18 protein-coding genes are annotated in these 20,270 nt (G+C 53.5%); 8 read left to right on the top strand and 10 right to left on the bottom strand.

What is annotated here, in order from left to right; genetic code table 11:
• Positions 1-108: 108 nt before the first annotated feature.
• Both BMX00_RS03495 and BMX00_RS03490 read left to right on the top strand, forming a co-directional pair.
• Positions 109-738, top strand: coding sequence for a CDP-alcohol phosphatidyltransferase family protein (locus BMX00_RS03495; protein ID WP_090827169.1), 630 nt, complete (start codon positions 109-111; stop codon positions 736-738).
• Positions 739-1,010: 272 nt separating this feature from the next.
• Positions 1,011-2,144 carry a PEP-CTERM sorting domain-containing protein gene (locus BMX00_RS03490; RefSeq protein WP_177171749.1) on the top strand — a complete coding sequence of 378 codons (1,134 nt, stop codon included), beginning with the start codon at positions 1,011-1,013 and terminating at the stop codon, positions 2,142-2,144.
• 403 nt (positions 2,145-2,547) lie between these two features.
• Here BMX00_RS03490 and BMX00_RS03480 read toward each other — a convergent pair whose 3' ends face one another.
• The 5 genes from BMX00_RS03480 to BMX00_RS03460 all read right to left on the bottom strand — a co-directional run bounded on the left by BMX00_RS03480 (position 2,548) and on the right by BMX00_RS03460 (position 6,187).
• On the bottom strand, positions 2,548-2,835 hold the full coding sequence (locus tag BMX00_RS03480) for an EexN family lipoprotein (RefSeq protein WP_143053034.1): 288 nt from the start codon (positions 2,833-2,835) through the stop codon (positions 2,548-2,550).
• Between the two features lie 256 nt (positions 2,836-3,091).
• Complete coding sequence (locus tag BMX00_RS03475; protein ID WP_090827160.1) at positions 3,092-3,616, bottom strand: hypothetical protein; 525 nt, start codon at positions 3,614-3,616, stop codon at positions 3,092-3,094.
• Between the two features lie 94 nt (positions 3,617-3,710).
• Positions 3,711-4,316: a hypothetical protein gene (locus BMX00_RS03470; RefSeq protein ID WP_090827158.1), complete on the bottom strand. Its 606-nt coding sequence runs from the start codon at positions 4,314-4,316 to the stop codon at positions 3,711-3,713.
• A 76-nt stretch (positions 4,317-4,392) separates the two neighbouring features.
• Positions 4,393-5,070 (bottom strand): DUF6475 domain-containing protein, encoded by a 678-nt coding sequence (locus BMX00_RS03465; RefSeq protein WP_090827156.1) that lies wholly within the window; start codon positions 5,068-5,070, stop codon positions 4,393-4,395.
• A complete protein-coding gene (locus BMX00_RS03460; RefSeq protein ID WP_177171748.1) occupies positions 5,057-6,187 on the bottom strand; it encodes a YdaU family protein in 1,131 nt (376 codons plus the stop codon). Before BMX00_RS03460 ends, BMX00_RS03465 begins: the two co-directional genes overlap by 14 nt.
• Before the next feature lie 180 nt (positions 6,188-6,367).
• On the opposite strand from BMX00_RS03460, the gene BMX00_RS03455 reads away from it, so the two are divergent.
• From BMX00_RS03455 to BMX00_RS03440, 4 genes are all read left to right on the top strand, one after another.
• Positions 6,368-6,913 (top strand): helix-turn-helix transcriptional regulator, encoded by a 546-nt coding sequence (locus BMX00_RS03455; protein WP_090827152.1) that lies wholly within the window; start codon positions 6,368-6,370, stop codon positions 6,911-6,913.
• A gap of 457 nt (positions 6,914-7,370) precedes the next feature.
• On the top strand, positions 7,371-7,592 hold the full coding sequence (locus BMX00_RS03450; protein ID WP_245727640.1) for a hypothetical protein: 222 nt from the start codon (positions 7,371-7,373) through the stop codon (positions 7,590-7,592).
• A gap of 92 nt (positions 7,593-7,684) precedes the next feature.
• Positions 7,685-8,017, top strand: coding sequence for a hypothetical protein (locus tag BMX00_RS03445; protein ID WP_090827150.1), 333 nt, complete (start codon positions 7,685-7,687; stop codon positions 8,015-8,017).
• 518 nt (positions 8,018-8,535) lie between these two features.
• On the top strand, positions 8,536-8,790 hold the full coding sequence (locus BMX00_RS03440; protein ID WP_090827148.1) for a hypothetical protein: 255 nt from the start codon (positions 8,536-8,538) through the stop codon (positions 8,788-8,790).
• Between the two features lie 232 nt (positions 8,791-9,022).
• Here the strand turns inward: BMX00_RS03440 and BMX00_RS03435 are convergent, their stop codons facing one another.
• Positions 9,023-9,811: a GAF domain-containing protein gene (locus BMX00_RS03435; protein ID WP_090827146.1), complete on the bottom strand. Its 789-nt coding sequence runs from the start codon at positions 9,809-9,811 to the stop codon at positions 9,023-9,025.
• A gap of 500 nt (positions 9,812-10,311) precedes the next feature.
• Complete coding sequence (locus BMX00_RS14525; RefSeq protein WP_177171747.1) at positions 10,312-10,488, bottom strand: hypothetical protein; 177 nt, start codon at positions 10,486-10,488, stop codon at positions 10,312-10,314.
• A 161-nt stretch (positions 10,489-10,649) separates the two neighbouring features.
• On the opposite strand from BMX00_RS14525, the gene BMX00_RS03430 reads away from it, so the two are divergent.
• Positions 10,650-13,760, top strand: a complete 3,111-nt coding sequence (locus BMX00_RS03430) for an AAA family ATPase (protein WP_090827144.1) — start codon at positions 10,650-10,652, stop codon at positions 13,758-13,760.
• Between the two features lie 203 nt (positions 13,761-13,963).
• On the opposite strand, the gene pelG is transcribed toward BMX00_RS03430, so the two are convergent.
• The 3 genes from pelG to BMX00_RS03415 are packed head-to-tail and all read right to left on the bottom strand — an operon-like array spanning position 13,964 to position 17,938.
• Positions 13,964-15,334, bottom strand: a complete 1,371-nt coding sequence (pelG, locus tag BMX00_RS03425; protein WP_090827142.1) for an exopolysaccharide Pel transporter PelG — start codon at positions 15,332-15,334, stop codon at positions 13,964-13,966.
• A 1-nt stretch (position 15,335) separates the two neighbouring features.
• Positions 15,336-16,931: a GT4 family glycosyltransferase PelF gene (pelF, locus tag BMX00_RS03420; protein ID WP_090827141.1), complete on the bottom strand. Its 1,596-nt coding sequence runs from the start codon at positions 16,929-16,931 to the stop codon at positions 15,336-15,338.
• The gene (locus tag BMX00_RS03415) at positions 16,928-17,938 is read right to left on the bottom strand and encodes a protein PelE (protein WP_090827694.1); all 1,011 of its coding nucleotides are present in this window, start codon (positions 17,936-17,938) and stop codon (positions 16,928-16,930) included. The genes pelF and BMX00_RS03415 overlap by 4 nt, the downstream gene beginning before the upstream one ends.
• A 272-nt stretch (positions 17,939-18,210) precedes the next feature.
• Here BMX00_RS03415 and BMX00_RS03405 point away from each other — a divergent pair, with 272 nt between their 5' ends.
• Positions 18,211-19,758, top strand: a complete 1,548-nt coding sequence (locus BMX00_RS03405; protein WP_143053033.1) for a sialidase family protein — start codon at positions 18,211-18,213, stop codon at positions 19,756-19,758.
• The last annotated feature ends 512 nt before the right edge of the window (positions 19,759-20,270 follow it).

Here is a 20,270-nt window from a genome sequence, read left to right as displayed (position 1 = left end):
GCCTCATCATTGACTACAATGAATTATCCGCCGTTTGTTTTTGCGCTGGTTGTACGCCCGCTATACGCATACGCCGCACACGGCTTACTCAAATATTAAACGAACTCGATGCCCTCCTCCGAGCGTCCCAAGCATTTCTCGATGATACGCAGCTTTCAGCTTGCGGACTTCTTCACGCTGGGCAATGCGGCCTGCGGTGTAGTCGCCGTATTTTTCGCCATGCTCTACATTGAAAGCCGGTCGGTCGTTCATTTCTTCAGCTCGGCGGGGATGATGGCGGGAGCATTCATATTTGACGTGCTCGATGGACGCATTGCGCGATGGCGGCATCAGCACTCCCCTTTTGGACGAGAACTCGACTCGCTGGCGGACATCCTCTCCTTTGGCATTGCACCGGCGGCGCTGGGTTTCGCAGCGGGACTGCATGGCGGCTGGGATTGGATAGCGCTGACTTATTTCGTATGCTGCGGTGTCAGCCGGCTGGCGCGATTCAATGTCACCGCGGAGACGCTCTCGGCAGGCGCTGATAAAGTCGCCTATTTCGAGGGCACGCCCATTCCCACCAGCATTGTTCTGGTCGGGGTGCTCCTGCTGGCTGCCTGGACGGGACGGCTCGGCGAAGACCTTTACTGGGGAGTGTGGACGGTCGGGCCGTGGAAATTGCATCCGCTGGCTCTACTGTTTGTACTGTCTGGTTCGCTGATGATCAGCAAAACGCTGCGCATACCAAAAATTTAGGAAAGAATAAATGTGGAGCCTTACCTATGACGTCAGCATGACGGGTATCCGCATATTGGATCTTCCGGGCTATAGCTGGCTCATGCCGAAACAGAATATGCGGAAAAATTCGATTTTTGTCCCACAAAAAGAAAACTTGCTCACGGATAAGCTATAACTAGAACTGGTAACGCCGTTCTGAACCTCAGGAATACCTGGAGGAGACGATTGGCATCTTCAATCCGAGCTTTTCTGAACTGTAGGTTTTTTTAATGTTATCAAGGGGATTAAAAATGAATACGAACAAATTCTCCAGTCTTGCCTTACTTACCATGGGTGTGTTGCTGGCTGGCGTGAGCCAGGCCGGCGCCGCCGATACTCCCTATTCCTTTACCGACCTTGGGACATCAAGTGGGCAAAGTTTTGCCCGCGCGATCAATAATGCTGGCCAAGTTGCCGGATATTCCCTTCCATCCGGTGCAAGTGGCTCCGCCTACCGCGCCACGCTCTGGAACGGCGCTACGGCGACCGACCTGGGTACGCTGGGCGGGAGCTACAGCCATGCCTTTGGCATTAATAATTCAGGTCAGGTGGTGGGCGATTCTGAACTTCCTGACTTCCGCACACAACATGGAGCCGTGTGGAATGGCACTATAGCGACCGGCCTGGCAGGACCCGCGGGGTATCACAGCGAAGCCTTGGCGATCAATGACGCCGGTGAAGTGGCGGGAGCTACCTTTTCCGCGAGCGCCCCCCGGCACGCCACGCTCTGGAATGGCACCACACCGACCGAACTGAGCACACTCGGGGGACAGACCAGCCAAGCCTACGCCATCAACAGTGCCGGACAAGTGGCAGGCGATTCCTATCTCTCCGACGGTTCCACTAAACGTGCCACCGTCTGGAATGGTACCACACCGACCGACCTGGGCACACTTGGAGGGCAGTCCAGCCAAGCCTACGGCATCAACAATGCCGGGCAAGTGGTGGGCTCTTCATATCTCACTGGTGACTCCTCCTATCATGCCACGTTGTGGAATGGCACCACCGCAACCGACCTCGGTACGCTGGGTGGGGGATTAAGCGAAGCTCATGCGATCAATGCGGCTGGCCTGATGGCCGGATGGGCCGAGACTGCCAACGGCATTACGCACGCCACCCTGTGGAATGGCTCCACCGCAACCGACCTCAACAGTTTTCTCGATGTCAGCGCGGTGAATGCCGGCTGGGTGCTGGTGCGAGCATACGGTATAAATGACAATGGCTGGATCGTGGGGGATGCGCATAATTCCGTCTCGAATGTAGATCATGCCTTCCTGCTCGCCCCGATTCCTGAACCGGAAACCTATGCGATGTTCATGGCTGGCCTTGGTTTGGTGGCCGCGGTCATGTCGCGGCGCCGCAGGCTGCTCGCCCGGAATTGCTGAAGGATAATCGGATTATTTGGATTATTCGCTTCGTTAATCCGACCCACAGGATTACTGCTGGCCGATTGTCGGTCTGCCGTTCGTACTGTCTGGCACACCGATGATCGGTAAAATCTGCTCATTCCAAAAATCTGGCCTGGATTCGGCAATTTTTGCGCAAGAAGTCAATGGCAGAGCTCCCAACGCTATATTCATGACCCGTTTTGGTCGTTTCGGAGGCCGCCTGCGAACGCCGCGCATGGCCATATCCTTAAAGAATATTTCCGAAGGCATATCCGAGGCATATTCAGCAGAGGACGTTCCGATCCCCACTCTTACTCTTTTTTTCCACAAAGAGTTCTGCGGCCTCATCGATCTCCGGTGTCAATGGGGCAATTGCGGACAGCTAACTCGTTAGCCGATCTCAATCATAAATTGTTGCAGGAGTTCTTACGCCTTCTTTTTCCGTTCCCCATTTGGCAGGGGCCTTTACGTTATTTTCGGCACGGCTGGCGTTTATACAGTTCGGTGTCGCATCGAGTTGATCCGGATTGGCTCTGCATTCGGCCAGCTTTGCGGCCCGCTCGGCTGAATTTACCTCGTACCAATCGACGGGTCGGACTTCCTCGTGCGGCTGTTGGCTTTCGCACCCGGTCAATATTATGAACAGCGCGCTCGCCGCCGCTGAAACAATGACTGTGTTTTCTTTCATGGTCGAGCTCTTCAAAAGGAAATCACCGTCTTGGCAACGTCGGAAATTTGATATCCCGCTTACTGTTGCCAACAGGGCTACCAGCATTTCATGATAGGGCATGGGGGGTCTGTGCGCCGGCGAACGCATCTCTTCCATCGATTATGCTATCGCTAATCCGACCTGCTTCACCACACCCATCAGCCAGGCGTCGGACGAGCTACAGTAATGATGATGAGCTTCACAGACCACGCTGCGCTAATCTGACTGCTCCTGACTAAGCCAGCTCGCGCGTAACGGCACTCCGCAATAAGCCACGGTTCTCCATTTCTCTATATAAAATATCCATCGCCTGTAAGTGGATCTTATCCAGCACGTCGTACCCCTGGTTGCGCAGGGTCGCCGCCTTGAGCATTCCGCATGACATGGATTTTCTCATCTCGCGCAGCCCGATTTTTTGCCCGCAGTAGGCGCGAATGATCTGCTCGATGCCTCTGCGGCTGTGTACCCCTGTGCCGAAATTCGCGGCCAGGTGGCGGGCAAGCATATCGAATCCGCTTGCTTCACGGCCGAATTGCACTCTCACGTACGCCATATGCAATGGAGATAATGCGCGCTCGCACAATCCCAATATCAGCGCCGCCTGGGCATGATAGTCATGTGCGGTCAGCTCGTCGCTTGAAGCCCCCCCATCTATCTTCTCCGGCCCTCGCATTTCATTGACCGACGAGATTTTTACAATTGGCTTATTGCTGGTTTCATAAGACCATCTGAGAGCATGCTCGGCATTGCTGAATTTCATGTCATATTCCTTTTTCGATTGTTAATTGGCTCAGGTTTCCTGGTCGGTAAAAACGTGAGTGTAGATTTATGCTTCCGGGTTTATTACTTTGTCATTAATATTCTTCCAGTAGGCGCCCTGCTATCTCCTCGGCATGCAACGGGAGCTGTTTTGCTGTCTTCAATCGCCTGCATGTCGGAGCGATATCCTCCACCCCTTCGATAGCGCACCACATGGCGAGCCCGTCTTCCACAAAGCCCGCGCGGATAAACGCAGCGCCAATGTCCTGCCAGCGGCACTCCCGGTCGGCTTTCGACCAGGCGAGCGCTCCGCCCATGCCTGCAGCCGAAGCCCCAACCGAATAGGTGTCCCGGCAGGGTGCCGTAGGGACCATTAGTCCAAGCCCTATGTTGGGGTTATAGGTCGCCCGCGAGCCGTTTAGATTCACGGTCTGGCTGTTTCCGGCATTGTTGGCGGACCCGCCCTGCCCTCCTGTTGCAGTGGATGTTGAAGTCTGGGCCTGCGTTTGTATTTGACTTTGCGTCTGAGCCTGATTGGACGAGGCAGAAGCCCCCGCGGCTGCCGCGGCTTGGGCGGTATTGCCCAGGCCCAGGATGATTTCCGGCGAGAGCGGATCGCTCGCCCAGGCTCCAACATGCGCACAAAGAAAAATCACGGCTATGGATACTCGTCTGGCTGTTGCTGATTTGAATTTTTTCACCTCATTACTCCCTGTGTGCTTTCCAAGACCTCGTTTGAACCTGCCATCTCCTGCTCGCTCGATTAAATTCTGCTGCTTATTCCCGCTTTACCCGTAGTGTTTTGCGGGCGGTCTGCTCTTCCCGTGCCCCGTCCACGATCCCATCCAGATTGTCGCTCATGCGTTTCAGGCCAAGCACGGGCTGATCCGTGCCGCCGCGCCATATCTGCCTCGCCAATTGTTCTTGACCAATCAGCACCGGTGTGCCGCTTCTGAAGCCTTTCCTGGAGTTGTGCGCGGTCGCGAGCCCAATCAAGGTCGCCGGATACTGCGGAAGTTCTCCACGCGAACAGAATCCCCGATAACGATTTTCGAATTCCTTTGCCACGAACGGCCATTCATTCTCGGCTTTCGTACCCAGCGCAATCCAGCCGCCCATGTCCTGGATCACGCGATGAATCAGTGCATCGTCGAACACCACATCGCAATACGTTCCGACGCGGCGTACCGCGAGATCGACTTTAGCCCACGCTCTCAGCGCCGCATCCTGCGATGAGCCCTGCAGTATGCGGATGATGTCGGCGGGCTTTGGCGCAAACTGCCCGGCATCGGGGTTTGCCAAATGACGATTAAAAGCATCCACGATCGCAGCCAGGTCGTATACCTTGAGCGCTGTCCACCAGACATCCAGTGCGAAGCCGGATACACTTTTGCCATAAAAACTCATGACACCGGCAATTCCATCATGGAACTTCTGAAAATCATCGATCCGCATGCTGTACTTCCCTTGGTCCCCCCGGCTCTGTCTTCCCCAGCTCTGGTTCTCTCAGCTCCGGGGGTCGCCAGCCATTGGCGGCCGCCCTGTTGGAGGACTCCAGCAATTCCTGCCTGTTGGGCATGCGGCCCTGGTGCAAAACCAGTTTGGCGGCCTCCTCGCGCTGCCGCTTCACTGTGCCAACGACATAAGCGAAACTGGCTTTTCCCCTGGCTGCAGCGTGTTGTGCGGCGTGCAGAAACTCTTCCTCCACTGCTCCCGCCTGCAATAGCGCCACAAACGTCGGGTGATGAGGGTTGCAATCCCGCACGCCGTTACGGACCAGCGTTTTGCAGCATGTTCCCGCCATGCCGGGTGGCGCTGAATGGAAAATTTTGCTGTCACGGGATTCGGTATGAGAGGATTCCGTAGGAGAGGACTCGGTATGCGAGGATTTGATCAGAGGGGATTCGGTCTGGGGGGCTTCGGGGAGAGACGGTTCGGTGTGTTCGGTGTGTTCGGTGTAGCGGTCACCAATTGTTGAGGCTGAAATGAAATCAGGCGCACGGCCCGGTTCGCACCCCTGCTCCCCGGTTAAACAAATAGCCGGGGTACAACCTGTATTCGGGCCTTTATCAGGTTGGTGCTGGAGTTGGTGCTGGAATTGGTGCTGGAGTTGGTGCTGGAATTGGCGAGCTTTGCCGTCGGGTTGGCCGGAACATATTTCGTCGGTTAAATTGCCCGAACCCACGGGTAACCCATCAGGAATGCGGGAAGCCTCCTGCCGGGCTTCCCGGAAGGTGTCCTGCCTGGAGGGGCGGCCCCCTTTTCTGCCGTTAATCCGGGCTGCTTCTATTTTCGGCCTTGCTTTGGCGATTTCACGATCCGCACGCTGGTTGTGGCGCAATCCATCAACCTCCGAAATGGGGAAAAACTGCTCGGCAACCGCCATCACAGCCTGTTGCTCAAGCCGCGTCATTGCTCTGCAGACCCTGTAGAGGCTGGTGAGATCGCTGGGCAGCGGCCTTTCCACGCTAAAATATGTATCCAGCAACATCGTATATGCGCCATGCTCAGCGAGAGAAAGGTGCGCCGTGTCGCGTTGATAATCGCCGCAATATCGTTCGTAATAATTCACGATAGCTCCATCTGTTTGGATATGAACTTATGCATTGGGCCGGCTAAATTCGCGCCTCTACCAGTGAGCTGCAACTTTTTGATGTTCCCAACCTCCAATACAAGCATTATTACAAGAATGACTTGTATAGTCAAGTAATTCTTGTAAACAGATCACAAGCTTTGCTTGTATCATGAAACCATGAACATTGCGAAGATCATCCGCGAGGCGCGCGAGAAACTTAACCTGAATCAGTCGCAATTGGCCGAACTGGTTGGCGTCTCCCCTCAGGCTGTCCAGCAATGGGAAGCCGGAGCAACCCAGCCGCGGGGAAAAAGATTGAACAAGATTGCGGAAGTGCTCAATCTACCGCCCGCGCTAATGCTTTTTGGCATCGTTCCGGAGGAGCCGGGAAAATTGGAAGGGGCCGCGCCAGCCGAAGCCAAGTGGCCCGAATCCGGGGGAGCAGCCCCGGCGAGTCTGCCTGCAAAAACTCTTTCAGCTAATGATCCTCTCATCAATCAGGTTATCGAAGCGATGCGGCGCATGTCGCCGGAAGATGCCGTCCGTCTGGTGACAATAAGCAAGGCTCTTGTTGGCGGAGAGCAAATTGAGGAGGCGGCCCCCAAAGACCGGAAACCTTTGCTTGCACCGGATCTGGCTCCTCACCCGCCCCCCGCATTTCCTCCGCGTCGGCTGTCCGGGGACAGAACAAAGGTTCGAGGAAAGACGGCAATCGGCAGATAGACGGCGACACCACAGACACCAGCCAGACCGCCGTAAGCTCGACAGGCGTGGCAGAATCTTGGGTTACAAAACCGGCTAATTGATCGTTCCCATAGCTGATCCACGATTAAACCGAAACCTGAATTCGCAGCTTGGTTGCAAATCAGTTGGCAATGGGGGTGGTAATGGTGGTGGCAATGGTTGACCACATGGCTGGTAAATCGGAGGGATAAATACGTTGCGGCTAAGCTGCCAAATGAGGAATTGGCCACGGGGCGAGCCTGAAAAACGTGTTGAGAAGTCTCTGCGCAACCGATCAAGGCGTACTCAAACGCGTCAATCAACAAGATCAGATGAGTATTCGGGGAGACTGTATGAAATTCAATAACGATTACGGCAAGGGTAAGAGATCACTCCAGGAGGAAGGCTCGGGCGGCTCCGGCGCAGTCAGCGCTCACGCATCGCAGGAAGAAATGTCATGAAAGGCGCGATGAGCTCCGCACCTTACGATGCTGTGGAAATGCTGTTCGCCTTCCACGTTTCGGAAAAGGCTCGCGCAATGCAGAAGCAATATATCTCCCAATTTCCCGAACACCTGCACGAAATTGAAACGCGCAAGTTTCCCCTTGAAAAGGCGGTAAAGGCGGTCCTGGGGGAAGTGGCGGAAGTGGCTTTGCTCATCAAGGAACTGGAGAGTTAATCTCGCTCCCAGAGGTACCGCTACCGTTCGTGCCGCTCCCGTTCTCCTGAGCCTATAATATAGATTCACTGTATTATTTCTGGAGCAAAATTATGAAATCGGTCGTGTTTTCCCTGTTAAGCGCCATGATCCTTTCCGCATGCGTCATGGGAGGCAAGATGACCGGCCTGCATGAAGGTATGACCAAAGCCGAAGTTATAAACGTTGCAGGCGATCCGGATGGTTATCAGCGAAACGGCGATTATGAAGTATTGCTCTATCTTGAGCGGCGTACCAGCGCCTGGTCATATTTTTCAGGCGCCATGCAGGATCTCGTCGATTATTCGGTCATACTGAAAGACGGCCGCGTTGTCGAATATGGCCCAGGCAGAACGCATGAGCGCGATCCCAATATCACCCCGTTCATTCGTGTCCCAGTCAGGTAGGCATTGAAATGCGGCCCTTTTGTGTAAAACAGAGCAGAGCCCACGTCTAATAAAAAAGCACCGTCTTCTTGATATATACCGCGAATCAAGAACACCTCTGTTCCTGACCGGTAGAGCTCGAACCAGCGGCTCATTTTCCGCGAAAGCGCAGTCAGTCAAGCTTACTGCGCCAGAATTTCCCGCTCTCTCTCTGTATGCCTCCCCTCCTCACTCTCGGCGACCCCGCTCGACTGTGAAACCGAATGCTGCCCGTCTGTTTACAAGTTATCCTTGACAACTACAAGAATTGCTTGTAACATGCCCCTCAATGCCGCATCACATCGCGGCAGATTGAAAGACCGTGAAACAGATGCGTAGCCCAACCCGGCATAGCCTCGATCCGATAAGTCCCCGGTGGCGCGGAAAGACAAGCGGTTAGGGAAGGGAAAGGCGTAAAGAAATGCCCAGGCCGTGCCTGGCGCGGAACTTCGCCCGACTTGAAAGGGCAATGCAATAAAATCAGGGGAACGCGCTTAACTATGGGAAACAGGGTCGGACGGCAGTCGAGCTGGAAAGAATTGTGGATCGAACGCCATCCGGCCCCTCTTGGCCTTACCGATACAGAAATACTGGACTGGCTGGGCGAATACTGCGACCAGGCAATTTATAACCGCCCTACCCCACACTATCGGGGCGGCTTTATCGTGTACTGTAATGAAATCAAAACCAGCGGCGCCACCCTGCGCGAAGCGGTTTGCCTCGCCGCGGCAAAATGGAAAGAGGTGAACGAATAGCAAAGTGCTTCACGTCGGGTTACGCCGCATTAACGCCTATGGATAGACGAACCGGATTTTTCGAACGACCACCAATAAAAAGCAAGCCCAATCTAAACTGGACGCTTCGTTACTGGACAGCAAACTGGACACCAAAAAGGTCTGGAAGACCGTAAAATCAGCGTGGAACCGTTCCTCGTGCGTAGGAAGTCCCGCGCGTACAACCCGCTCCCGCGTTCGGGAGCGAGTGGATCTAATCGCCAACTGACGGCATCGCGCTTCCAATCGTTCGCGCAACCCGTTTACCGTGCCGCTGCAAATTGCTGTTTAGCTGGGAAATGATGTCCGATGCCACGTTGATTACCTGACTTGAGCCGAAGCCCGCGCGCGTCATTTCCTTATAAAAGGATTTCGCCATGATTTTCGCTATTTGATCGGGTTTATGCAAAACGTTTTTCAATGAGCTGCCGACATTTTGTTGCATCTCCTGTATCAGAGCCATTTGTGCGAAACGGGAATTCAAAATACTCTGAAGCTGTAGCGTCTGAATCGATTTACCTATGAACATGGCTACGACATCCAGCAAATTCAGATCACCCGGCCTGAACGATTTTCCGTTCTTGTAACCCGTCACATTGACCACCCCCACAATCCCGGCATCAATTCTTATCGGCGAGCACAATAGGCTCTTGTGTGAATCCTTGCCGCGGCGAGCCCGATCGGCGAACTGGGATTCGTCTATATTTTCGATAAAGAGGGATTTTCCGGTGGCAACTACATGCCCGGCAATACCCTCTCCCTTATGCACCGATTCCTTGTATGCGGCTGCTGCCAGCGAGCCATAACTGCCGCAAACTCTCATGCGCGGATTTTCAGGTTCGCCTTCATTCAAAAGCATAATCGAACAATGTTGAGCTTCCAGAATTTGGGCCGTCTTTTCCGCCAACTGCATAAGATTGTCGTCGAGACTGTCCGCTTCCAGAAAACCGGATATATCCTGAAGCCTGATGAGCTGATTTTCGACACCATTGGTAACGTCCATTTGAAACCTCATCGCAATGACCAGCAATTTTTTTATAACAGCGTGTCAGCTTAGCTCTGTAACAAAATTTTTAGAACAAGGAACACTGTCAAGAAAACAGGTCAATTCCAAGGTCGGTTTTCGCCATGCGGAAAACGCAAAGGCCGCGATTGGCTTAGGAACATGGGAGCGAATAATATGAACCGGGCACAAGCTAAGGCGACCCTTGACGAGTAATTCGATAGCCCGCCGGTCCCGGTCGTAATGAATCGGTGCAAAGATCGATGCTAAGACCAAGGAAATCCTAGAAAGTGGAAAACGGCAATTCGACGCGTTGGGGATTAGCAGGTATATGGTCGTTCAAACCCGCGAAGGAAATTCTAGGAAGAAGTCTACGGACTTCCCGCGAATCCGACGATATTTAAGTCTTTCCACGAGTCGTGCAGTAACAGGTTGGTTGGGATGAGCAGTTCACAAATGTCAAAAAAAGACGCCAATAAACCTCCGGTTCGGCGATGACGTTAGATAATGATGAAGCTGTCGATGACCTGCCTTTCAGGATCGAAAAGGGCGTTGTCGGGCATGGAATTCGAGGTGATAATTTCCAGTTCGAGGCGATAAAATAACTCATCCAGCCGGTTATTATCCAGCGGATCTTCGCTTAAGCCGAACAGATCTATAAGTGGTGATTTTTTCATTATCTGCTCCTCCGAATTTTAATAATCGGGGTTGGGGAATTGAACGATATGCAAATTCAACGAAAAAGTAGTAACGAAAAGGTTAAATATTGGTTAAATCGTGTTTGGACCGACTCCAAATAGATTTTTAAGATGGCAAAACCATTTTTAGGGATACCGACATGCAGATAAATTGCTGGGAATTCCACCCTTTCAGGTTGGACAAAGCCAATGCCACGCTTTGGCGCAACGATCAGGTGGTGCCATTGCGGCCCAAGAGTTTTGCTGCGTTGTGTTATTTGATTGAACGGCACGGCCAGCTCGTGACGAAGGATGAGTTGCTGGACGCCGTGTGGCAGCATCGTTGCGTCGGCGAGGCGGTGCTGAAAGTCTGCATTAACGAGCTGCGCCAGGTATTGGGAGATGATGCCCATGCTCCAACCTATCTGGTAACCGCCGCTCGACGCGGCTACCGCTTTGCTGCGCCGGTTACTGAAATTCAACCTGCGAAGAAAACGGAAGAGTCTGCAATCAGCGCTCGCCGTGAGGATCGGCTAACCAACAGATCAGGCTACTGGATCGACCGCGATTTGGTTCAAGCCAAATTGCTGACTATCTGGCAAAAATCGCTGGAACGCTTGCGCCAGGTTGTTTTCCTGACAGGCGAGCCTGGAATCGGCAAAACAACCCTGATTGAAATGTTTCTCGACCAGGTGGGCGACTATGCTCCGATGGTCTTACGCATGCGTTGTGTCAAGCATTTTGGTCAGGGTGAGGCCCTGCTTCCCATGATCGAGGCAATGGAAAAACATTGCCGTGCACCAGGAGGCAGCAAACTGATCGAGTCTCTACGTCGCCACGCGCCGGTCTGGCTTGCGCAATTTCCGTCAGTACTGAAACTGGAAGAGCGAGAAGCGCTCCAGCGCGAAATCTTCGGCGCGAGCCGTGAGCGCATGGTAAGGGAAGGATGCGAGCTGCTCGAAGCCTTAAGCAAGGATACGCCGTTGATTGCGGTGCTGGAGGATCTACATTGGAGCGACCACGCGACCCTGGACTTTCTCAGCTTACTCGCGCGCCGCAATGAGCCGGTGCCCATTATGATTGTGGCAAGCTATCGGCCAGTCGATGCCAGCCTGCATACTCACCCTATTGCCTTGATCCACGATGAGCTGCAGATGCGCGGCGTCAGCTCCGAGATCGCTGTGGATCCCTTCTCCCTGGATGAGGTCAAGGGCTACCTGATCCGGCGTTTCCCTGATATCGAAATTCCGGATTCAGTAAGCCAGGCGCTTTTCACCAGGACCGGTGGGCTCCCCCTGTTTGTCTCCAATCTGACCGAGTATTTGGTAAGTCAACACCAGGGCTGGCCCCTGTCCCCGGATATAGTAGTGGATAAGGCGCTACCGGATACCATCCGCCGCGTGATCGAACGCGAGATTGAACGATTGAGCTTTGATGAGCAACACCTGTTGGGAGTCGCCAGCGCAATAGGCTCTCACTTTTCGGCGATACTGCTCAGTGCGGTACTCGATATTCAGATGGCCGAGGTAGATCGCTGCTGCGATACATTGGTCAGGCGTGGCCACATATTGCTTTCGGATGGTATGGAGCGGGGTGTACAGGGCGAGGCTGTCTGTAACTATGCGTTCCGCCATGCTTTATATGTCGAGGTGCTCTATCAACGGCTTTCCGCCGGCGAGCTCATAAGGTTGCATTTACGCATTGGTGAATGCCTCGAACGATTGCACGGCAAACAGGATCTGAAGTATGCCGCTGAATTGTCCCTGCATTTTGAAAAGGGATGGGACTGGAATCGAGCAGTTGGTTATCTGACGCAAGCAGCGGCCAATGCGGCACAGCGGTTCGCGAATCGCGAGGCCTACGACTATCTCGTCCGTGCGTTGGGCATGGTTGAGCGGCTGCCGCAGGAAAAGCAGGCCGAAACACGCATCGATCTCCTGAAACACTCTTCGGCAATACGCCGCTCCATGGGTGAAATAGCTGGCGCTAAAGCCGACCTGGAAAATATGCTCGCCACGGCCAAAGCCTCGGGCAACCGCCGGGCAGAGGTTTTGGCCCTTCTCGAATTGAGCCGTGTCTCGGTATGGCTGGATCGTCGGGAATGTCTTGAATTGGCGGAACAAGCGATGGCGCGCAGTAAAGATCTTGATGACGGAATTCTTCAGTCGCTGGTCAAGGGTATGTGGGGCGGGCTGAACCTCTTGTTTGGTCCATGGTGCGCAGATTACGCCAGGGCCTGCCATAAGGCGATGAATGTGGCTCGCACCAGCTCGAACCCGCTTGTACTGCACTCGCGACTAACACAGCATATCTATATCGAGTTGCTGGCCTCGAATTATAGAAGTGCCTGTACGACGGCTGAAGAGGCCCTGGCATTATCCCGTACGTTGGGCGATGGCTATATATTTATGGTTGGGCATTACTATTATGGATTGGCTTTGCTGCATTTGGGCGAGTGGGGAAAATTACGCCAGATTGCAGAGGAAAGCCGGCGTGCGTTTGAACGCAACTGTAACGATGCAACTCTACCCCTGCGTTTGCACGGCCAGATCCTGACAGCTTGGCTGTACGTGGAGGCCTGCGATTTTGAAAGTGCCAAAACATACTGTGAAGAAGCGTTGCCGCCAAATCTTGGGCCTTGGGCTGTGTTTATCTCGGTCCATTTTTCGGCCATATATGGAAAGGCATTACTTGGGATAGGAGACTACGCGGGTGCCATCCGCTGCTTCGAAACCTTTTTCAAAGCGGAGGAAAACGACTCACTTCCCATATCGCGTAACTATTCCTTTCCCGCCTGCCAGGGAGCGAGCGAAGCCTGGTTATCGGTGGGAGATTTCGAAAAAGCGCGGCATTATGCCCAACGGTTGCACGACCTTGCGGCGGGCGCACCTGAAAATACTTATCTGGCGCTCAGTTATTGGTTATTTGCAGAGATTGCCATAAAAGAAGAAGCGTTGAATGAGGCTAGTCTGCATGTTACCAATGCCCTCAACATTGTAGAGAGTTCGGAAGTTCCGCTTGCTGCCTGGCGCGTATACGGAGCCGCAGAAAAATTGGATCATCGACTGGGCAATATAGGAACAGCCCACGTCTGCCAGTACAAAAAACAGCAAGCAATCAAAAAGCTGCTCGGCTCACTTCAGGATTCTGATCCATTACGTGAACATTTATGGAGTTCAACGGGAACTAATGTTCCGGTTGTGATCGATGGATCGGTCCAGATAACCCCGCGCCAAGCCGGCTTGAATGTAAATCTTGTCGACGCTGCCTGACTGCCTGGCTACCAGCCCTGTTGGCAGAGGCCCCATTGGCAGCTCCGTTGCGGCCCCATTACGGCCTTTTAGCGCTTCGTAAATGCTGACAGACAGGATGAAAGCGCTTCGTATCCCGAATCCGCTTCTCAACCACGGACGCAGCCGGCACGCTCGGTCCACAGCGATATTGCCCGCCTTCTTTCTGAATAATCCCTCCCTCGCTAATTCTGCAGCATGAATGTTTCGTACTCCAGCCGGTTGAATTTATGCGAGAGGATAAACAGGCCGAGAAAGGCGGACAGCGTGACAGAAGCAGCAAAGCCGTAGCCGAAAGTCTCAGCGCCGAGTTGCAGGGTGGCTCCAGTGAATACCAGGTTAGTAACAAAAAAACATGTGGTAATGATCAGCACTTCCCGGCGGGCGTCGAGGTAAAAGAGCACATTGAGTATCGCCATCAGCAGTACCTGCACACTCACTGCCACGACGTCGATATAAAATAAATGTATGTATAGCGGAGAAATGCCGATTGCATGCAGAAGGTCCCTGCCCCACAGGAGGCATAGCGCAACCGTTATGCCTTGCACTTTGAAGATCTCGTAAATGCCTTGCCGCGCGGCATAAACCATCCGGTCCCGCCTGTATTCTATATGCATAAGCGTGTCTCCCTCCCGGATGGCACGGTAAAAACGCTCGTTCTGTTCGGCGAAATCGGCTTCCATGCTGACCAGAAATACTGCCATGCCGGGCAGGATGAACAGGTAAGCCAGAAAAATTGGAAGATCATAAATGATGGAAGCTCTCAGCGGACCAATCACCGCTTCGGAGGTATGCGGGATAAACCAGAAAATGAACTTGTCGACCCACACGGCCAGGTAATAAAGAGTGCCGACGGCAAATAAACTGTAAAAGCTCCGGTTGCGGTTGAGAAAATCGAATTTAAGCAGCGCGTTTCCCGGATATTCGCGCACTATGTGGTGTAAAAACGAAAATAACAGGTAACTGTGCCCGATCAACACGCCCAGTAACAGGCCATTCAGCCCCCATGACGCCGCCGCAAGCGCTATCGCAATTCCTAGGGAGTAACCCTTCGCTAGCGTCCAAACGATCCGCCTGTATGCTTTCATGCCCGATAAAAAGATAAGGGCGATCCACAAGCCGCTCAGTGCCACGAAATTGCACAGCAGCAATAACTGCTGGAAAAACGGCCCATCGAATAGCCAGAAAATGATGGGCGCGGCCCAGGCGAAACCACCGACCATGGTGACCATCAGGACCCCGAAAAGGTTGGGAAGCACCTCGGCTTGTTCGCCCGCGTAAGTCCGATCCGCCACGAAACGCGTGAACATCAGCTGCATGCCGCCGCTCCAGATCAACGAGGTGGCCATGAGGTAGGTTACGCAAATCTGGAAGGCGTTGACTTCCTGCTGCGCAACATCCAGGGTGACGGCAAGAACGCCAATCATCATGATGCTCAGTATCGAGAGGGCCCAGGGGCCACCGCTCACCAGGCCCGCATAACCATAGGCGCGCAATACCGACCAGTAACTGTCGCGCTCCAGAATTTTGCGAATTTCGAAGCCTATGCCCGCCATGTCAGGTACCTGCCCTCCGCTGTGCCAGGGGTTGAGGATCTGAGTTCAGAGCCTGTGCATAAAGATCGCGATAGGAAGAAAACATTAGTTTGTCGTCGTAGTAACGCTTCACGCGTTGAAGTCCTGCCTGCTGCGCGGCGCGCCAACGCTCCGGGTCATCAAGCAGCTTAAGCGCTGCTTTTGCGGTCCCTTCAGGGTCCGCGATGAATACAACGCTTCCCGCTGTACCGAGGGCACGATCCTCCTCACCACGTCCTTCGATGAGCTCCCGGCAGGAACCGACATCCGTGGCAATGCACGGTACACCGCTGGCAAACGCCTCCAGTACCACCAAAGGTAGCGCCTCGCTGATCGAGGTCAATACGACCAACCCCAGTTGGGGAAGAATTTCAAGCACATTTTGAAATCCCAGAAATCGGACATGATTTTCCAGGCCCAGACTGACAACCAATTCCTTGCACTCGCTTACATACGAGGGATCTTCATCTTCCGGACCCACAATCCAGCCTTGGGCGTCGGGTCGCTCATCGATCAGGATCCGCAATGCCCGAATAAATGTTTTTATATCCTTGATGGGTACAACGCGTCCGATCAACCCCAGAATAGGCGGGATATCGTTCGGGCGTTTCTCAAACGCGACCTGATAGCGCTGCAGGTTGATGCCGTTGGTAATAACACGTGTTTTTTCTGCAGCCGCGCCATCCGCAATTTGCCTCAGGCGGTTGCCTTCATACAGGCTGACAATGGGGGACGCTTGCGCGTACGCCATGCGGCCGATCTGTTCATAAAATTTAATCCAGAGTCCGCGGATATACCCCATTTCGTCGTGCAGGGTGTTACATACGTCATCATTGTGATCATGAATCCACGTTGCCTGAGCCAGATCGATCTTCCGTTCTTTGGTATAAATGCCGTGCTCGGTTAGAAGGAACGGAATATTGCGCCGCAGCCGGATCATCGCGCCCAGCAAACCCGCGTACCCCGTTGAAATGGCATGAACGGCGCGTACGGACGGCAGCCCGGTCGCGATACGCGTGAGTACGAACAAGGGCGCATGCATGGCGCGCACGGCCCAGAAATAGTTGATAAACGAAGGCTCGGTGCAATGCTCCCGGTATTGCCGCGTAATGTAGTCCCATGAAGCTTTACTATATAGAAAATCCTCGTGGCTGATTCCTTCCGCCGAACCCAGTCTGGTTAAGGCGCTGATCATTTGCTCGTCCGGCATTTTTCCGCTTTGCCGCAAGTACCCGTGCAGCTCGTCCATAGCTTCAAAAGCTCCGCGATTTCCCTGGCGCGCACTCGGCTTGAAGTGTTTGTCTTGGCGCAGCAAATAATGTGTTTCAACGTGGGTGACGTTGGGTGGGAATTGATACTGCGCAGAGCCGTACATTTCCTGCGTGCCGCCCATAAAAATTACAGCGAACCTGATCTCCGGCAGACCACTAATAATTTGATGCACCCAGGACGACACACCCCCCCGGATATACGGGTAGGTCCCTTCCAGCAGCAAAGCAATGTCCGCAACCGTTGCATCCACTGATACTGCCTCCAGTTGTACAGCCATCTTGCCCGCCCCGGACCCGAAAGTATTCATGTGTTCCACCACGCCTTTATCTGGGCCAGCCCCCTTCCTTTTTCGCCGGAACGGCCGAGTGCCGATAGATAGCGCTTCACTTCGTCAAATTTTCGCTCCTCGAAGGCGATCTCGGCAAACCATGGAAGAATTTTCTGCTCGTCAATGCCGTTGGCCCGTGCGTTGGCAAAAGCCGCTTTTGCGGAGGCGAGTTCGCCCGAATCCAATAGAATTCGTCCATACAATAGCCAGCTATCCGGATCGACCGAATCGGCTGCAGCGGATGTGGATGGAGCCACTACAAGCTCCAGATGACGCCGTGCGGTTTTCAACCAGTGTTGCCTGAGCGCGCCTTGCACCAGACGGTGATACACCAGTTCCCAGCATAACGCGGCGATTGTTTTATGACAGGCGACCTGCATATGCGAGGGCATGTCCGGCAATGCTTCTGTCAAAGCCAGGATACGGCCAGTAAGTGCTTTTTCATTGTCATCCTTCATGGCATAAGCCAGCAGCCGCACATCATCGACAGGATCACGCGAGGCCTTGGCCCATACCATCATCGCGTCGCGCGGAGACATATATCGCGTAGCCATGACTGCTTTAAGGCGCTTCAAGGGCCGTTCGGCAAAGTGCACGATCTGGCGCAACGCACCCTGGCTGTAGGGCGGCATCGGAAAAATGACAGGCGGCGAAAATGGCAGCTCAGGCGAGGGAATAGTCTTTATATTTCGTGCGGAACGGCTACGTGGACGTTTCAGGGCGCTGGTTATACTCCATAGTATGCCCAGCACGCCGAGTACCGGCAAAACCCACAAAATTAAAAATAAAAAACCCAGACTTCTCCGCGGGGGCAGCCTGTACCGACGCGGGAGGAGTTGCCAGAAACCCTGTGCAAAAAAAAAGGATGCGAGAGTGTGAAAAACAACGGCGAGCAGCACAACAACCAAACTGTCCGGCCTCAGCCAGAGCTGTAGGGCTGCCAGAGCCTCCGCTGCAACTCCCAACAATAGGGGCAGACGGTGCATCAAAGGGTGGAAAATGAATAAATATTCAAATGCATTTGCAACCAAGCCTGTCCTTTTTCGAATAGCAAGTGATTCCTTAATTCAAACGAAACCTTTTGGTGTGGTTCGCACAAGCATAAGGTAAACATGGGGTAACCACCCCCACCAGAACTCCTTAGTCTCTTGAGATCTGTGCTAGAAATAGAGAAGCGACGCATGTGCCTATTGCCCGCATCCCGAAGTAACGAGTAAGGTATTCGCTACGAACCCACCAACATACAGGGAGAATAACAATGGTTACAAAAACCGCACCCACATTTGACCTTTTCGATCAAATGCGGGCGTCCGATCGAGAACGGCTGCGCCTGCCCCAACCGTCAAACATATCCTCCAACACCTCCAATTTATACCTGGCACCGTTGTTTTTCTCCGATGGCTGGAATGGGTATAGATATTGGGGAATTTTCACGCCATTCCCTTCCTCAGACGTACAGTATGAAAATCCCTGCCTGGTTGTCTCCAATGACGGATGGAATTGGTCTGTCCCGGCTGGGGTAACCAATCCATTGATACCAAAACCTGCCGTGGGAAATAACATGGATACATCACTCGCGCAGGCCCCTGATGGGATGACATTGTATCTAATATGGAGTTCACAACACGATGCATCAGGTCACTCTCAGGTAAAAGTGTCCGAATCCACTAATGGGATTAGCTGGTCCGCACCGGTCAGCATAGTTGACCTTCCGGAAAGTACCGGCGCTACGGCCAATACATTATATACCCCATGCGTGTGGTTCAATGGGACTAACTGGAAGCTGATTGTCCACAACAGAGCTACGGCGGGCGGTGCTTTAGGCGGCCCGGCAGTTGTCCAAGTCGCCGCCACATCGGGCTCCAGCATATATTCGGGCTGGGGGGCATTTAGCGCCATTACAATGGTTCAGCCTCTAGGTCGGGGCTGGTGGCATTCTCATTTCCAAAGAGTCCCGGACGGCCGTATTCTAGGTGTATGCACAGACGGGAATGAGTCCGGCGGCGATATATGGTTCGCGGAATCGCTTGACGATGGGGCCACTTTTCGTGTGCGCAGGGTGTCAACGGAATCGGGATACTACAGGTCGGCGATCTGCCTGACTCAAGATCTCGCCGGAAGTTTGGGTATGAGTCTGTATATCGGCGAGATTAATGGGGGCTTTCAGATGTTAAGGGAAGACTGGAAGTCAGGCCTTGAAGCCCTGTCCAGAAGCAAGGCAGTAACCGCAATGGTTACGGGCGCTGCCGATAGCAAGTTCGTCTTTCTGGATAATTACAACAGAGCCAATGGTGCGGTCGGTACCCCCGTTGTCGGATCGGCTATGACTGTTGATGTCGGATCGCTCGTCATAAAGACGAGGCAACTGTCCTTTGGCACGGTGGGCAATAACAGGGGGTTGGTCACATGCCCGTCTGTTGATTACTCGGTACAGGCTACTATAGTTTCCGGAAATAATACGTGGCTACTATTCAGGGGCGCCGACGCCGCTAATTATTATAGATGGGGAGTACCCGGCGCGTTAGGTACAGGAAACGTAATACAGTCTATCGTCGCGGGCAATGTCGGTTCCCTCGACAGGCCGGTGGTAGGACCGGACGGTGTTGAGGCACAACTGCCTGCGGGATCGATAATGAAAGTTGTTTGCCGCGGCGGCCGGTTCCGGCTGTATATCAACGGGAATTTCTGCGAGGAAATACCCGATACGCTTCATGCGTTGGACGGCGTTAAGTGCGGCGTATCCTGTGGCGTATTTGCACTGCCAAGTGCGGGCGTTTGGGATGATTACTCCGTTATCACGTGCTGAATATGCGTATCAGGTGTGTTTTGCCAAGCTGAATGTCGGGTGTAGTGAACGGATGAGATAACAGGGGCGGCACGGATGAGGCATCAAGTGCATCGAGGTGATTGAGATAGCGGCAGCACCGTTTACACTTCTTCAATCATTTTTTACTGAGGCGATTCGGCAGACCGGCGCGAGTTGTATTCTCTATCAGATACGCTATATAGGAGTAGCGGTCATTGGACTAGCCCCTTCAGTCGAACCGGACGCACTGATGATAGAAGACAAGCTTATGCCTGACGCCGCGCATAATACTTCGGATTTAATCATATGAAGTGGTTACCGGGTCGACGCCGCAGTTGCACCTTGGGGCTGAAGATGAAGTCACCAGAACCGTTCATCCGCAGCCAATTACCTACCGCATCCTGCTCGCTGTCCGGTTAATAGCGGCAACGCAGTCATGTGCTTATCGCCCAGAAGGCGACATTCATATGTCTGAGATCGTGCTTACTTTACCTTCGCAGCACCACCATATT

It is taken from the genome of Nitrosovibrio tenuis, from assembly GCF_900109785.1.
In the GTDB taxonomy this organism is placed as follows: Bacteria; Pseudomonadota; Gammaproteobacteria; order Burkholderiales; family Nitrosomonadaceae; genus Nitrosospira; species Nitrosospira tenuis_A.
Note: the sequence above shows the minus strand (reverse complement) of the source record. Positions and strands in the feature narration are given on the sequence as shown.

Coding starts and splice junctions, on each gene's coding strand:
- BMX00_RS14525 (WP_177171747.1), bottom strand. CDS start 10,488: ATGAAAAAATCACCACTTATAGATCTGTTCGGCTTAAGCGAAGATCCG.
- BMX00_RS03475 (WP_090827160.1), bottom strand. CDS start 3,616: ATGAAATTCAGCAATGCCGAGCATGCTCTCAGATGGTCTTATGAAACC.
- BMX00_RS03440 (WP_090827148.1), top strand. CDS start 8,536: ATGGGAAACAGGGTCGGACGGCAGTCGAGCTGGAAAGAATTGTGGATC.
- pelG (WP_090827142.1), bottom strand. CDS start 15,334: ATGGCGGGCATAGGCTTCGAAATTCGCAAAATTCTGGAGCGCGACAGT.
- BMX00_RS03455 (WP_090827152.1), top strand. CDS start 6,368: ATGAACATTGCGAAGATCATCCGCGAGGCGCGCGAGAAACTTAACCTG.
- BMX00_RS03435 (WP_090827146.1), bottom strand. CDS start 9,811: ATGGACGTTACCAATGGTGTCGAAAATCAGCTCATCAGGCTTCAGGAT.
- BMX00_RS03405 (WP_143053033.1), top strand. CDS start 18,211: ATGGTTACAAAAACCGCACCCACATTTGACCTTTTCGATCAAATGCGG.
- BMX00_RS03480 (WP_143053034.1), bottom strand. CDS start 2,835: ATGAAAGAAAACACAGTCATTGTTTCAGCGGCGGCGAGCGCGCTGTTC.
- BMX00_RS03465 (WP_090827156.1), bottom strand. CDS start 5,070: ATGCGGATCGATGATTTTCAGAAGTTCCATGATGGAATTGCCGGTGTC.
- BMX00_RS03445 (WP_090827150.1), top strand. CDS start 7,685: ATGAAATCGGTCGTGTTTTCCCTGTTAAGCGCCATGATCCTTTCCGCA.
- BMX00_RS03450 (WP_245727640.1), top strand. CDS start 7,371: ATGAAAGGCGCGATGAGCTCCGCACCTTACGATGCTGTGGAAATGCTG.
- BMX00_RS03430 (WP_090827144.1), top strand. CDS start 10,650: ATGCAGATAAATTGCTGGGAATTCCACCCTTTCAGGTTGGACAAAGCC.
- BMX00_RS03495 (WP_090827169.1), top strand. CDS start 109: ATGCCCTCCTCCGAGCGTCCCAAGCATTTCTCGATGATACGCAGCTTT.
- BMX00_RS03415 (WP_090827694.1), bottom strand. CDS start 17,938: ATGCACCGTCTGCCCCTATTGTTGGGAGTTGCAGCGGAGGCTCTGGCA.
- BMX00_RS03490 (WP_177171749.1), top strand. CDS start 1,011: ATGAATACGAACAAATTCTCCAGTCTTGCCTTACTTACCATGGGTGTG.
- pelF (WP_090827141.1), bottom strand. CDS start 16,931: ATGAATACTTTCGGGTCCGGGGCGGGCAAGATGGCTGTACAACTGGAG.